Source organism: Pelagovum sp. HNIBRBA483 (assembly GCF_040931995.1).
Classification (GTDB): Bacteria; Pseudomonadota; Alphaproteobacteria; order Rhodobacterales; family Rhodobacteraceae; genus JAEPMR01.
Map to the genome: position 1 here is coordinate 882,714 of NZ_CP162412.1, position 13,300 is coordinate 896,013.

At 57.4% G+C, this 13,300-nt stretch carries 9 protein-coding genes and 1 tRNA gene; 5 read left to right on the forward strand and 5 right to left on the reverse strand.

Annotation, left to right across the window (positions count from 1 at the left end):
• Positions 1-116: 116 nt before the first annotated feature.
• Both AB1E42_RS04385 and katG read right to left on the reverse strand, forming a co-directional pair.
• On the reverse strand, positions 117-2,405 hold the full coding sequence (locus AB1E42_RS04385) for a methyl-accepting chemotaxis protein (protein ID WP_368345783.1): 2,289 nt from the start codon (positions 2,403-2,405) through the stop codon (positions 117-119).
• Positions 2,406-2,602: 197 nt separating this feature from the next.
• On the reverse strand, positions 2,603-4,810 hold the full coding sequence (katG, locus tag AB1E42_RS04390; protein ID WP_368345784.1) for a catalase/peroxidase HPI: 2,208 nt from the start codon (positions 4,808-4,810) through the stop codon (positions 2,603-2,605).
• A 163-nt stretch (positions 4,811-4,973) separates the two neighbouring features.
• On the opposite strand from katG, the gene AB1E42_RS04395 reads away from it, so the two are divergent.
• Complete coding sequence (locus AB1E42_RS04395) at positions 4,974-5,876, forward strand: LysR substrate-binding domain-containing protein (RefSeq protein WP_368345785.1); 903 nt, start codon at positions 4,974-4,976, stop codon at positions 5,874-5,876.
• Here AB1E42_RS04395 and AB1E42_RS04400 read toward each other — a convergent pair.
• Entirely contained in the window at positions 5,866-8,046 is a 2,181-nt protein-coding gene (locus AB1E42_RS04400) for an ATP-binding protein (protein WP_368345786.1), read from the reverse strand. The genes AB1E42_RS04395 and AB1E42_RS04400 overlap by 11 nt on opposite strands.
• Positions 8,047-8,271: 225 nt before the next feature.
• On the opposite strand from AB1E42_RS04400, the gene AB1E42_RS04405 reads away from it, so the two are divergent.
• Positions 8,272-9,291: an ABC transporter substrate-binding protein gene (locus tag AB1E42_RS04405; RefSeq protein WP_368345787.1), complete on the forward strand. Its 1,020-nt coding sequence runs from the start codon at positions 8,272-8,274 to the stop codon at positions 9,289-9,291.
• On the opposite strand, the gene AB1E42_RS04410 is transcribed toward AB1E42_RS04405, so the two are convergent.
• Entirely contained in the window at positions 9,288-10,493 is a 1,206-nt protein-coding gene (locus AB1E42_RS04410; protein ID WP_368345788.1) for a winged helix-turn-helix domain-containing protein, read from the reverse strand. The two genes, AB1E42_RS04405 and AB1E42_RS04410, sit on opposite strands and share 4 nt — an antisense overlap.
• 124 nt (positions 10,494-10,617) lie before the next feature.
• On the opposite strand from AB1E42_RS04410, the gene AB1E42_RS04415 reads away from it, so the two are divergent.
• The gene (locus tag AB1E42_RS04415; RefSeq protein ID WP_368345789.1) at positions 10,618-11,118 is read left to right on the forward strand and encodes a DUF6647 family protein; all 501 of its coding nucleotides are present in this window, start codon (positions 10,618-10,620) and stop codon (positions 11,116-11,118) included.
• A gap of 54 nt (positions 11,119-11,172) precedes the next feature.
• Here the strand turns inward: AB1E42_RS04415 and AB1E42_RS04420 are convergent.
• Positions 11,173-11,247: transfer RNA gene (locus AB1E42_RS04420), tRNA-Thr, on the reverse strand.
• Positions 11,248-11,483: 236 nt separating this feature from the next.
• Here AB1E42_RS04420 and murA point away from each other — a divergent pair.
• Entirely contained in the window at positions 11,484-12,752 is a 1,269-nt protein-coding gene (gene murA / locus AB1E42_RS04425) for a UDP-N-acetylglucosamine 1-carboxyvinyltransferase (protein WP_368345790.1), read from the forward strand.
• Positions 12,749-13,228, forward strand: a complete 480-nt coding sequence (locus AB1E42_RS04430; protein ID WP_368345791.1) for a DUF2948 family protein — start codon at positions 12,749-12,751, stop codon at positions 13,226-13,228. Before murA ends, AB1E42_RS04430 begins: the two co-directional genes overlap by 4 nt.
• Positions 13,229-13,300: the final 72 nt, after the last annotated feature.

Here is a 13,300-nt window from a genome sequence, read left to right on the forward strand (position 1 = left end):
GGCCGTCCTCTCCAACCGTCTCCTTAGAAATCAATCGGGCCAGGCTTTCGCCTGGCCCTCTTGTCTGGCCGCGCCACTGGGTGGGGTGAGAAAGACGCGACCGGGGACGCTGTTGATCAGAAGTCGCCAAAGCCGCGCTGGTCGAAATCCGAAGAGCCGTTCTTGCCTTTAAAGCCGTTGGCGCCGTTGGCCTTGACGATTTCCAAGCCGGTTTCTTCGGGCTTGGCCACCGTGCGCGGTTCTTCCCGGCCATCGAGAGTGATGGGGCGGGCAACCGGCTTTGTGGGGGCTGCGTCGGTTTGCTCGGGCGCGGGGATCGGTTCTTTGGTGATGTCGGCTTTGCCGGTCACTTTGAACTGACGAACCTGCTCAAGCAGACGCTGGTTGGTCGATGTCAGCTGTGCCGCAGTTGCTGCAAGCTCTTCTGCCTGGCTGCTGCTGTCACGCGCAGAACGGCTGATGTCGGAGATCGCGGAGTTGATCTGATCCACGCCACGGGACTGCTCTTCACTGGCGTTGGAGATATCGCCCATGATGGTTAGAACCTCTTGGGTGCCGCCTGCGATTTCCTCGAAGGTTGCGCTTGTCAGGTCAGCCATTTCGACGCCAGCCTCGACGCGCTTTGATGAGCTGTCGATCAGCTCGGACGTTTCACGCGCGGCCTTTGCAGAGCGGCCAGCGAGGTTGCGCACTTCGGCGGCCACAACGGCAAAGCCACGACCGTGCTGACCGGCACGCGCGGCCTCGACAGCGGCGTTGAGCGCGAGAAGATTGGTCTGGAAGGCAATCTCGTCGATGACCTTGATGATGTTGCCAATCTCCTTGGAGGATTTGTTGATGGCATCCATCGCCTTAACCATCGCTTCAACCTGCTCTTTGCCGGTATCGACGCGCTGGGAGTTCATGGTTACGACTTCTTGCGCGCGGCGGGCGGACTCGGCGTTTGCACGGACCTGAACGGCGGTTTGTTCGGCAAAACTGGAAAGCTCTTCGACGGCAGAGGACTGAACCTCGGCGTTGCTTGCCATGCTTTGTGCCGCGTCGGACATCTGTTCAACAACATCGCTCACCTGATCGGTGCTGAGGCGAATGTCGTTGAGGGTGCCATCCAGTGCGTCCAGGATATCGTCCATTGCGGAAGCGCTGTTGCCGACCTCATCTTGGCTCTTGATCCCGAGGCGGGTAGCAAGGTCCCGTTCTTGCGCAATTTTTACCAAGCGGCTGCGCATTTGGCTCAATGGGCCAGTGATGGAGCGGGCGAAGAAGATGCCGATCAGGGTGATGATAACGGCTGTGCCGATTGCCGCGTAAATAATCAACCTTCCAACGCGGTTAGCATCTGTCATCACCTCGTCATATGTTGTCTCGATAACCAGCGCATATTTCGCGCCGGCGGCGTCAATGGGGGCATGGGATGCCATTACTTTGACGCCAGTGCCTTCATCGACGTGGATGTTGACGCCGGCTTCTTCGTTGAAGGCAACGAAGCTCGTGTCATTGGTTTGCCAGGAAAGGGGATCGGCCTCGGGTTCATCGGGATCGAAGCCGGTCATCATGATGCCAATGCGGTCGCTATTGAGGAGGACCTTTTCGGTTTCAACACCAAGGCCGATGTCTGCCGCGAGGTAGTTTACGAAAGTGCTATTCGGCAATTGAATAGCAACAGCGCCTTGTACCGCGCCACCTGCGTTGATCACAGGTGCCGCAAAAAATGCGGCCTGGTCACCGTTGCTCGGTGCGTATGGTGCAAATTGAGAGGCAACGACCGTGTGAGATGGGTCGTGTTCGGCGCTGTCTATCGAATGGTCCATAGCGCTGACGGAGTTAAGGGCTTCTCGGGCGACGCGGGCCAGCTCTGTGTCGCGGTAGCGTCCTTCGAAAATGTTCGTCCCGAAGTCATCTTCCTTATAGTAGGTGTAGATGATGTTTCCATTCGTATCGATCAGGAAGAAATCATAGTAACCGCGCTGTTCGACGATGTTCTTAAACATTTGGTGCCAGCGACCATGCACCATTGTGTAGGTGCTGGTGTCTTCGGCCTTCAAGAGTTGGTGACGCTGACCGGCAGGGAATTCGTTATTGGTGATGTACTGTTCGCGCATGTATGAAAGCGCGTCACCTTCCTGCTGCTGCAAAACATTGAATGCCTGCGAGAAGGTAGTAGCTGCGCTGACGATGCCAAAATCGGTTGAGAAAAGGGAGACATCTGTTTGGAGGTTGTCAAATGCGGTGCGGAACTCTTCCACAATCGTGTGCGATGCCGCTTCTAGCCGGTTTATGGCCTTTTCTTCCATCGCACCATACATGCCGTTATAGGAGAGAAAACCGATCGTCGTAGAAGCCGCTATTGCCAGTCCAGCAAATGTCAGGGGCAGTTTGCGGGCGATTGTCAGGCGTTTTATCATAGTCATCCCTTTCTTTGGGTATAAACCCTGCGCAGTCATTGGCGCGTCAGAAAGGGAAACGGCCATGCCGCCTTACTATTTAGGTGGCGGAGGCCCGTGCGAGATGGCCATTCGTATAGATGGGGCGCGAAAGTATCTATTTTTAAAGAAAAGAGGCGCCCCGCGAATGCGGAGCGCCCCATATTCAGAGTGGTCGATTAGGCCAGATCGAAGCGATCTGCGTTCATCACTTTGACCCATACAGAAACGAAATCGGCCACGAATTTTTCTTTTGTATCCGTTTGAGCATAGACCTCGGCCAGAGCGCGAAGCTGCGAGTTGGAGCCGAACACCAGATCAACACGGGTGCCTGTCCATTTGACAGCGCCGGTGGCGCGGTCGCGGCCTTCGAAGCTGCGCTCGTTGTCGTCAGTGGCGGACCATTCAACACCCATATCCAGTAGGTTGACGAAGAAATCGTTCGTCAGCTGGCCCGGCGTGGCGGTGAGCACGCCATGGCTGGTGCCGCCCTGATTGGCGCCCAGTGCCCGCATACCGCCAACGAGGACGGTCATTTCCGGTGCAGTGAGGCCAAGGAGCTGCGCCTTGTCGATCAGCAGTTCCTCTGCGGAGAGGCTATATGCGCCTTTCTCGTAGTTGCGGAAACCGTCAGCGATCGGTTCAAGCACGTCGAAGCTCTCGGCATCGGTCTGCTCTGCGCTGGCGTCCATGCGGCCCGGGGTAAAGGGCACCTCGATTGCATGACCAGCGGCCTTCGCTGCAGCTTCGATTGCCGCGCCGCCCGCGAGTACGATGAGATCGGCCAGAGAGATCTTCTTACCGCCGCTGGCGGAGGCGTTGAAGTCGGCCTGAATGCCTTCCAGTGCGCGGAGAACCTTGGCAAGCTGTGCCGGGTCGTTGGCTTCCCAGTCCTTTTGCGGGGCCAGACGGACGCGGGCGCCATTGGCACCGCCCCGCATGTCGGAACCACGATAGGTCGAGGCGGAAGCCCAAGCGGTGAGCACGAGTTCCTGCACCGTCAGGCCGGTAGCGAGGATTTTCGCCTTCAGTGCGTCGATATCGGCGGAATCGACGAGCGGATGGTCCACGGCGGGGATCGGATCCTGCCAGATCAGATCTTCGGCTGGAACATCGCTGCCGAGGTAGCGCACCTTCGGGCCCATGTCGCGGTGGGTCAGTTTGAACCATGCGCGTGCGAAAGCGTCCGCGAATTCCTGCGGGTTTTCGTGGAAGCGCTTCGAGATCGGGCCGTAGATCGGGTCCATGCGCATTGCCATATCGGCGGTGGTCATCATGATCGGCACTTTCTTTTCAGAGCCGTCGACCTCAGGTGCATGGTCTTTCTCGTCCAGATCTTTGGCGTGCCAGATATGGGCGCCAGCGGGCGATTTGGTCAGTTCCCACTCGTAACCGAAGAGAACGTCGAAATAGCCCATGTCCCAAGTTGTCGGGTTCGGGGTCCATGCGCCTTCGATGCCGGAGGTGATGGTGTCTACGCCCTTGCCGGACTTGTGCGAGGAGAGCCATCCGAAGCCCTGAGCGGCCATCGGTGCGCCTTCCGGCTCTGGACCGACTGCATCTGCGGGCCCGTTGCCGTGGGCTTTGCCGAAGGTGTGACCGCCAGCGACGAGGGCGACGGTTTCTTCGTCATTCATGGCCATGCGGCCAAAGGTTTCGCGGATGTCGCGGCCCGAGGCGATCGGGTCGGGGTTGCCGTCCGGGCCTTCGGGGTTGACGTAGATGAGGCCCATCTGAACGGCTGCAAGCGGGTTATCAAGATCACGCTCGCCGCTGTAGCGGCTGTTTTTCTTGTCGCTGGTGGCGAGCCATTCTTCCTCGGCACCCCAGTAAACATCTTCTTCAGATTCCCAGACATCAGCGCGGCCGCCGCCGAAGCCGAAGACGGGTCCGCCCATCGACTCGATGGCGACGTTGCCAGCGAGGATCATCAGGTCTGCCCAAGAGATCTTGTTGCCGTATTTCTGCTTGATCGGCCACAGGAGGCGACGGGCTTTGTCGAGGTTGCCGTTATCGGGCCAGCTGTTGAGCGGCGCAAAACGCTGCTGGCCGGTGCCTGCGCCGCCGCGACCATCGCCGGTGCGGTAGGTGCCGGCGCTGTGCCATGCCATACGGATGAAAAAGCCGCCGTAATGGCCGTAATCAGCGGGCCACCAGTCCTGACTGTCGGTCATCAGGGCGCGAAGGTCTTTCTTCAGTGCTTCAAGGTCGAGCGATTTGAAGGCTTCTGCGTAGTCGAAATCGGCGCCCATCGGATCGGACTTGGCCGAGTTCTGGTGGAGAATCTTGAGGTTGAGCTGGTTGGGCCACCAATCGCGGTTCGTGGGTCCGCTGGTTACGGCGGCGCCATGCATCACAGGGCATTTGCCGTTGTTATTTCCGTCCATGTCTGTCTCCGATGTTATTCGATTGAACCGCGGCGCTTGGAGGTGCCACGGCGTGCGGTTATGACTCAGATATAAGCCATGATCCGCAGGAATGAAGAGGAGATAACAGAGGGGATTGATTAGATTAAGTTGCATTTTCTGATTGATTAAATAAGAAACGCTTATGATAAATATGACACTCAGACAGTTGCGCTACGTCGATGCTTTGGCCCGCCACAAGCATTTTGGAAAGGCGGCTGATGCCTGTGCAATTTCGCAGCCCGCTCTATCCATGCAGATCAAGGAACTTGAAGCGGAGCTGGGAACGAAGCTCATTGAGCGCGGTGCGCGGCAGGCTCGGTTGACCAGTTTTGGCGAAGAGTTCGTAAAGAGAGCCCGCCGAATATTGCGGGAAGTTGATGAGCTGTCGGTTTTGGCCCGCGCGACTGAGGTGCAGTTTTCGGGGCGGTTGAGGCTGGGGATCATCCCGACGATTGCGCCCTATATTTTGCCGCAAGTTGTGGCGGAAGTGGCCCAGACCTACCCGCGTCTGGACCTTCATGTGCGCGAGACGCTCACGCCGAAGTTGCTTGAGGAACTGGACGCTGGACGGATCGACGCCGCAATTGTTGCCTTGCCAGTTTCGGAGCCGTGGCTGACGGAAGTTCCGCTTTTCGAGGAGGCGATGATGTTGGTCAGGCCAAAGGCCGAAGCGCATGCGGCGGTGCCTGATCCTGCCCATCTGAGCCAGATGCGGCTTCTATTGCTGGAGGAAGGCCATTGTTTTCGTGACCAAGCGCTAGAGTTTTGCCGGCTCAGACCAGAGCGGCCCCGCGAGGGGTTGGACGGGACGACGCTTTCAACTCTGGTGCAGATGGTCGGCGCGGGGTTGGGGATCACGCTGATCCCTGAAATGGCGGCGCCCGTTGAAACGCGATCGGCGAACGTCGCTCTGGCGCGGTTTCCGGCACCAGAACCCAAGCGAACTGTAGGCATGGTCTGGCGGCGGGCAAGCCCGCTGGCCGATCAGTTGCTAGCTCTGAGCGAGATCGTCGGCAGGGCCGCGCAAGGGGGCATCAGGGGGTAGGGGCTGCCTTGGGTGTTGCCGCTTCTTGCCATTTGGAGAGTGACTTTCTCAATTCGTCCATACGCACCGGCTTGGCAAGAAAACCGTCCATACCCGCAGCATAGCAGCGCTCTGCCTCTCCGCTGAGTGCATTAGCGGTGATGGCGATGATTGGCATGCGGTCACGCCCGTTCGCCTGTTCTTCGGCGCGAATTTTTTCGCTCAGACCGAAGCCATCCAAAACGGGCATGTGGCAATCCGTCAGGAGGAGGTCGAACGGGCTGCTTTCCAAAAGTGCCAAGGCTTCCTTACCATCAATTGCGAGGGTGGGTGTATGACCGAGTTTCTCAAGCTGAAGCTGGATCACTGATCTGTTGACGGGGTTGTCTTCTGCCACGAGAATTCTCAGCCCCGTTGCAGGCATGTCATTCGTGGCGATTTCAGGGGCTGCCAGCTCTTTGATTGCTTCGGCAGTAGCATCTGTCGGGATATGGTTGTCGGTATGGTTGGCCATCGTATCCAAGGCGCGCCAAAGGACACTCGGCAAGAGTGGCGAGCATTCGACATTGTAGCGGTTAGGCTCGACGTGGCCATAGCTCTGCATGCGGTCCTTGCTGATCGTTACCGTGCGCCGGTCAGGATGTGCTTTCTGGAATTTCCTCACAGCTTCAAGATCGTATTGAAACTTCTTATCGAGCTTACCGATGAGCGCGAATGTGTCTGCCGGTTCGGTGCGGAAACGTTCGATCAACTCGTCTTCGGTATCGACCCATTCCGCTTTGCCGCCGTGGGCTTCGATGTAGCTTTGCCAGATATCGCGATGCATTTTGGCGGTGGCGATGCCAACGATGGACTGGCCAGCGAGCGACTGATCCCGCAGTGAATCGTCACCATCGACAATTGGCAAACGAACCGTGAAATGCGAACCTTCGCCGAGGACGCTATCAACTTCGATCGTGCCGTTCATCCGGTCAACAAGTTGCTTCACGATGGCGAGCCCCAGCCCTGTTCCGTTGGCGTTGCGGCTCAGATCGGTGTCACCTTGCGAAAAAGGCTTGAACAGGCACTGTTTCAGCTCAGGTGACATGCCTATCCCTACGTCGATGAAATCCAGTCGAATTTTGTCCCCATCTTCGATCGAGACAATGAACCGGACCACGCCAAAGTTGGCGCCGACGGGGCAGGTGGAGAATTTGATCGCGTTGCCTGCAAGATTGAGAATGATTTGCCGCAATCGCCCCGGATCTGCGACAATCGTTTTCGGGATGTCGGGCGAGATCTTGAGAGACAGGGCAACCTGCCTTTGATCCGCAAGGGGGGCAAGGGTTTTGAGTGCGTCCTCACATATTTCCGACAAATTACACCGCACTGGCGAGAGCTGAAGCTTGCCCGCTTCGATGCGGCTCATATCAAGGATGTCGTCGATGATCCGCAAAAGCGAGAACGATGAGTCACGGATCGTGTCCAGCATGCGGCGTTGATCTTGCGTGAGGTCGCTGGTGCCAAGAACCTCAACCATCCCGACGACACCGTTCATCGGTGTGCGGATCTCATGGCTCATTGTTGCGATGAAGATGGATTTGGTCTTTGCAGCGTCTTCGAGGCGCAGGTTGGATTGGTTCAGCTCGGTGCTATAGCGCAGGGTCACAGCCGCGAAATAGAATATTTCCATACCCGTGACCACAACCGCCGTGGCCGTGGATAATGGTGCAATCAAACGACCCGCGACCACATCATCAAACACCAGAGTGCCGAAAAAGTTTGGATCAAAGGTCCATGTCAGGATCCAGAAAACGGATGATAGGACAGCGAAGAATACGACATATTTCAGTTCCTTACGGATCGAAAATGTCATGATCGGACCTATTGCGGAGGCAAGGAACAAGAGATCAACGCGGCCCGCGCGCGCGATGATGAAGCACCCACCGAGGATCGATAGATTGGTCCCGATCATCCAGATTACACGACCGAGCAGATCCTTCCCCAATGCGATGAGCGCAAAGAGCGCGATGACGCTCACCAAGGCAGGGATGAGAACGTAGGCAAGCGCGGCGCTTTCGAGCCACAGTGCCACGAGATACCAACCGACGGTGACGAGAAGGCACATGCCGCCTGTGACGTACACCGTTAGGATGCGCCGCTTTTCGGAGAAGTTCCGTTTGATCGGGATGACTTCCTCGGGTGTCATCATCGGGTATGCAGTCCCTCTAGGCTGAGCGCCTTGGTAGCAGTGGCCCTTGATACCACGTTCCTATTGCAAGGTATATGATCAGGTGGCTGGCGCTTGTTTTGCTGTTCAGGGCGGATTTAGGAGAATCTTTGCGTTTTCATCGTTTTTTCAGGTTTCGCTCAAGACAACGGCTCTTTACCGGCGCAAGTTAGTGTGGGTATCGGAATTATCGGACGACGTTTGAGCATGCGGAAATTCATCAAAACACATTTTGCGGCGCTTCTCGTGGCTATGACTGTTCCGGCGGTAGGCGCTGCGGCCGAGATTACGGAGTGGCGGGTGAACAGTCTCTTGCATCCGAAGCTTTTTGGCGAGTCCGCGTGGGTGTTTGCGGACGCAGTCGATGCTGAGACAAGCGGGGCATTCCGCATGGAGATTCATGATCAGCTCATTATGGATGTCGATGCTTTCGAGGCTCTGAAAAGAGGATTGGTGGATGCTGTCTGGGGGTCGCCGGGGCATCACTATCGGGAAGATCCGTCGCTCATCCTCTTTGGCGGGTTTCCCTTCGGCCCCGATCAAGAGGTTTTCTCCCAGTGGATGCACGGGGGCGGAAACGAAATATTGCAGGAAATCTATGCACGACACGGATTGCGGAGTGTCTATTGCGGAGCGTTGCCTGCGGAAACCGGTGGCTGGTTCGCGGAGCCGGTGACGGAGCTGAAAGATCTGGAACGGCTCAGGATGCGCGCCTTCGGGTATGGCGCGCGCAGTTTGGCGGAACTGGGCGCGACGACATTCGCCTTGCCCGCGCGCGACATATATCCTGCGTTTCAAACAGGGATCATTACGGCCGCTGAATTTGCCATGCCATCAATAGACGTTGAGCTTTCGCTCTGGGAGGTGGCCCCGATCCTGATGGAGTCGGGTTGGCAACAGCCCGCGACCGCGCTGGAAATCCTCATGACCGAGATCACTTGGTTGTCACTCAGTGACGAAAAACGGGAAGCCATCAGGACCGCCTGCGGTGAAGTCGCGGAATGGGCCGAGACGGACGCAGTCGCTTTGCAGGAAAATGCCCGCGCGCAGTTCGCGGCGCAGGGTGTGCAATTCGCCGCGTGGCCTTCGCCTGTTTTGTCTGCGCTTGAGATGGCGTGGGAGCAGGTTATCCTCTCGGACGCGGCTGCCAATGCGGACATCGGGCGGGTGTGGGCGGATTACCGTGATTTCCTAGCCGAGGAGCGCCCTGACGCACAGGCAGATTAGTGCGGCATTCCTGCAAGCTTGAGGCCGTCAATCACCACATTCAGTTCCGCGCGATCTCCGAAGCGGCGCGACAGGGGGATCGCGACATCGCGCGTGGTTTGCTCTGGCCGTTTCGCGCGCACGTCATCAAGAGCGCGTTCTGCCTCATCCATGCGCCCAGCAAGAGCGAGGCTCGCGGCGAGAAACCAGCCGGCGGAACTGCGAGAGGACGCAAATGTACCTGCGCCGTAAAGGCGACCAAAATGTTCGGCGGCCTTTGCGGGTTGATCGCTGAGCAAATACACTAGGCCCGCGGTTTCTCTGAACCTGTCAGGGGGCGTTTGAAGGGTAGCGAGAGCCTGTTCGATGGCCGTGACAGCCTCCGCCATATGGCCGTTTGCTACCAAGGCTTCCGTAAGGATACGAAGGTTTTCGGGCTGGGTTGGGTCTTCGTCTACCGCAGATCGAGCGGCGGCCAGAGCATCTATCGTAGAGCGTTCGTTTGCGTATGGGGCTTCGAGCCGAATTTGCGCGAGCGTTTGATAGGTTGTCGCGCTGCCGCCCAAGTGAAACGATTGTTCGATCGCATCCAAGGCGAGTGTCAGCTCGCGGCGTCCACCGCCCCACTCGCTGAACCGCACCTCTCGCCAGTAGGTTTGCGCCAATCTTGCCCAAGCGTCGGCGTCTGCGGGTTGTGTCTCGAGCATCTCAAGAAGTTCGGCGCGAAGGTGATCATTGGCTGCGCGATCTTCCCAATCGATGCTCTCGAAGCTGACGATTGTGGATTCCGGCACCGCTTCACTCGTTCTGGAAAGCGGATTGATGGTGAACAAGAAAACAACACCCAAAGCCACTGCAGCGGTGATCATTAGCGTGACGAGAGACGGGTGACGCGGTGGAGCGATTTGCGGTGCGATTGGCTGTTCTTCAAGGATGAAACCGCGCCTTGGAATGGTTTTGAGAAGGCGGGCGTTCGTCTTCCCCAATGTGCGGCGGATGTCGCTGATGCATTGGGAGAGTGACTCGTCCGATGCCGCTACCTCGGGCCAAACGGCAGAAGCGAGATCGTCTTTCGTGACAAGCTCGCCCCGCCTTTGAACGAGGACATCAATCACTTGAAATGACTTTGGCCGCAAATGGAGCGGTTGCCCGTTACTGTCTTCAAGGCATCCGAGCTGCCGGTTCAGGCTGACATCGCCGATGGGTATCGAATGAGCGTTCATGAATAAGAATCTCTCCTGACCTCGCAAATATAACAGGAATTTCAAGAAAATTCAGCGTTCTGTCAGGACACGGATGCCGACGGGACACAGCCTGTGATTGAACCAATCAGTACAGGCACTCTCCATGAAGTTGCGCCCATTTGCACTTGCGGTTTTCTGTTTCTGCGCGCTGGAAGGCACTGTAGGGCGCGCGCAAGACCGTGCGGTGCCGACGATCTTTGACTTTGTTCAATTGTGGTTGGCAAAGGAGCATAACATCGTGCGGGATCAGCCACCGCCGCAGATCGTGGCTATGTCATATGACCAACTGTATTTCCGAAGATTTGGCACCATGGAGGGCGCCGATGGCGCAACCGTAGAGGCGCTTTATGACGCGGAAAGCGATACGATTTTCGTCTCGGATAATTGGTCCGGTGGTTCAATTGCCGATCTGTCCGTGCTCGTACACGAAATGGTGCACCACTTGCAGGCAAAATCTGGGTGGATACATGCATGCCCCGCCGAGCGGGAGAAACTTGCCTATCAGGTGCAGGATGAGTTTTTGCAAATGTTCGGTCAGAGCTTGCAAAGCACTTTCAACATAGATCCAGCCCTGATCTTGGTTGCCACAAGCTGCTTGCACTAGGCAGCTTCCACGCAGCCGCGAAACCGTTTCAGTTATTCGTAGAGTGAATGGAGATGGTGCTGCAGGGGAGGATTGAACTCCCGACCTCTCCCTTACCAAGGGAGTGCTCTACCACTGAGCTACTGCAGCGTTCTGCGGCGGGGAATTAGCCGTATTCCGCGTAAGGCGCAAGCCCTGTCTGGACGCTTTTTTCGGCAATTGCTATCAGCTTGGTCATGACAGGCAAAAACCAACAGAAAAACTCTCCGGATCCTGCTAAAACGCGGGAGGACAGGTTGAAAGCTGCGCTAAAAGCGAACATGGCAAAGCGTAAGGCGCAGGCCCGTGCGCGGGCAGAAGAGCAGCAAAAGAAAGCGTAGGCGTTTATGGACTCGATTATCGTCAAGGGTGGCACCGAACTGCATGGCCAAATTCACATCGCGGGGGCGAAGAATGCGGCGCTGACCTTGATGCCGGTTACATTGTTGACCGATGAGCCGCTGACGCTGACGAATACGCCGCGGTTGTCGGATATCCGTACAATGGCGCAGTTGCTCTCTTCGTTGGGGGCTGAGGTTACGGCGTTGAATGACGGGCGTGTCGTGGCGCTTTCGTCTCATGGGCTGACCAGTACACGCGCGGATTATGACATCGTGCGGAAAATGCGCGCGTCGAACCTTGTGCTCGGGCCGTTGTTGGCGCGCGAGGGGCGCGCGGTGGTTTCGTTGCCGGGAGGCTGCGCGATCGGAGCGCGACCGATGGATATTCACACCACGGCGCTGGAGGCGCTGGGCGCGGAGATCGAACTGAAAGACGGCTACCTGCATGCGGTGGCAAAGAGCGGGCTTAAGGGCGCCGTCGTGCCGCTGCGATTTGCCAGCGTGGGCGCGACTGAGAATGTTTTGATGGCCGCTACGCTCGCCAAAGGAACGACTGTCATTGAAAATGCGGCGAAGGAGCCGGAGATCGTCGACCTTGCTTCCTGTCTGCGGCGCATGGGAGCGCAGATCGAGGGTGATGGCACTGGGCGCATCGAGATTCAGGGTGTTGATCGCCTTTCCGGTGCAACGCATCCAGTGGTCACGGATCGTATCGAATTAGGCACCTATATGTTGGCTCCTGTGATCGCCGGCGGCGAGGTTGAATGCGTCGGTGGACGGCTGGATTTGGTGGCCGCCTTTGCGGAAAAACTTGATATGGCTGGCGTTCAAGTCGAAGAAACGCCTGTTGGCTTGAAAGTTCGCCGTGCGAATGGCCGCCCGCGGGCGGTTGATGTGGTGACCGAGCCTTTCCCCGGTTTCCCGACGGATTTGCAGGCGCAGATGATGGCTATGCTATGCACGGCAGAGGGCAAGAGCGTTCTTGAGGAGCGGATTTTTGAAAACCGGTTCATGCACGCTCCGGAACTGATGCGGATGGGCGCTGATATCGAGGTGCAGGGTGGGACCGCAACGGTGCGCGGCGTTGAGCGCCTGAAAGGGGCGCCGGTGATGGCGACCGATCTTCGGGCGTCGGTCTCGTTGATTCTTGCCGGTCTGGCGGCAGAGGGAGAGACGCAGGTAAATCGCGTGTATCATTTGGATCGCGGCTACGAGCATGTCGAAGAAAAGCTCAGCGCAGTTGGCGCACATATCGAACGGGTGCAAGGCTCATGAGCGGGGATGCACGATTTGCCGACGGCGCCGAGCGCGGGTTGAAGCTTCAGGCGCTCGATGTTGAGGATCTGTCGGTGATTTCGTCGCTGTTGCAGGACGCGGTTTTGACGATTGCGGATGTCACCTGGCAACGGAAGCACCGTCGGTTTGCGCTATTGCTCAATCGCTTCCGGTGGGAAGATTTGGACAAGGCAGATACGCAAAAACGGCCTTTTGAAAGGGTCCGCTCGCTGCTGGTTTTTGAGGATGTTCAAAAGGTACAATCGCAGGGCGTCACCGCAACCGAGAAAGACACCGTTCTTTCTCTTCTAGCTGTAACGTTTGACCCCTCTGAGGATGGCGCGGGCAGGGTGGTGATGACGTTCGCCGGCGATGGCGTTATTGCACTGGACGTTGAGGCGCTGGGCGTTCTCTTGCAAGACGTGACGAAACCTTACGAAGCGCCTTCGTCCAAACGGCCGCGTCACGATATTTGATTGAACTGTTCGGCGCATTGCCCAGCCTTGTGATCAGGGCTATGTCGGTGCGCAAATCAAGAGAGTGCCAGA